At 69.2% G+C, this 958-nt stretch carries 2 protein-coding genes; both read right to left on the reverse strand.

Annotated elements, in window-relative coordinates; translation table 11 throughout:
• Nucleotides 1–2: 2 nt before the first annotated feature.
• Nucleotides 3–662 carry a hypothetical protein gene (locus G3I60_RS43705; protein ID WP_239071037.1) on the reverse strand — a complete coding sequence of 220 codons (660 nt, stop codon included), beginning with the start codon at nucleotides 660–662 and terminating at the stop codon, nucleotides 3–5.
• A 48-nt stretch (nucleotides 663–710) separates the two neighbouring features.
• A partial coding sequence (locus G3I60_RS43710; RefSeq protein WP_203675335.1) for a YcaO-like family protein occupies nucleotides 711–958 on the reverse strand: 248 nt, incomplete at its 5' end.

Consider the following 958-nt stretch of genomic DNA (forward strand, 5'->3'; position numbering starts at 1 on the left):
CATCAATAGTTCGGGATCTCCGCGATCACCGTGGCCTCCAGTGGTACAGCCGCGGCGATCTCGTCGACGGTGACGGGGCGGCCGAGCATGCCGATCACCCACGAGGCCTCCGGACCGTGCAGGACGACCCGGTACAGCGACACGGGGGACTCCAGGACGAAGCCCTCGCCCTCGCTGCGCAGAAACGCGAAGCGGGACAACCGCACCGGACGGCGCGGGTCGGCGGTGTCCGCCCGGTAACGGGCCGACTGCGCGATCGGGACCACCGACATCAGAAGCTGGTCGGAGCCCTCCAGCATCAGCGAACGCACCACCAGGTGCTGCAACCGGTGCAGCGCCACCAGGATCTCGGTGGATGCGTCCACGGCGGGCCGATCGGCCGTACGCCTCCCGGGGGAGGAGGGGCGTACGGCGCTCTCGGCCGCTATCTCGGCCACGACGTTGGCCAGCGAGATCGGGCCGAGGCTCATCCGGCGCAGTGCCTCGCGGACCACCGGACGCGCCTGGTGCAGCCGAAGCTCCCCCCACCGCCCGGAGAGCACCACGGGGCCGGCGTCGCAGCCCATGTCCACCAGGACGTCCTCGCGGAGCGACCACAAGGAGACGCAACGCCTCTCGGTCTGTGCGGTCACGGTGGTGCTCAACAGCCTCTCGGCGGACACGGGAACTCCCGGGTGGACATGAGGGACGGTGCTATGGGGGTCGTTCGATCAGACGAACAGGGGAACAGGATTGAGATCGTCGTACGCCGTCGGTGTGGACAGCCGGCCCAGCTGGACCGGTACGTCGAACAGCCGGCCCGGTGCGTACCGGGCCCAGAAGTGACGCAGCCCCGGTACGACGACCTTCATCACCGGGATCCCGATGTCGGGTCTGGTCTGGTCGAGCACCAGCAGATCCATGCCGTGCCCGCGCAGTAGCCCGACGACGGCCTCGATGTCGTCGTGCAGTTCCGGAC

Source organism: Streptomyces sp. SID13666 (assembly GCF_010548325.1).
Taxonomy (GTDB): Bacteria; Actinomycetota; Actinomycetes; order Streptomycetales; family Streptomycetaceae; genus Actinacidiphila; species Actinacidiphila fildesensis.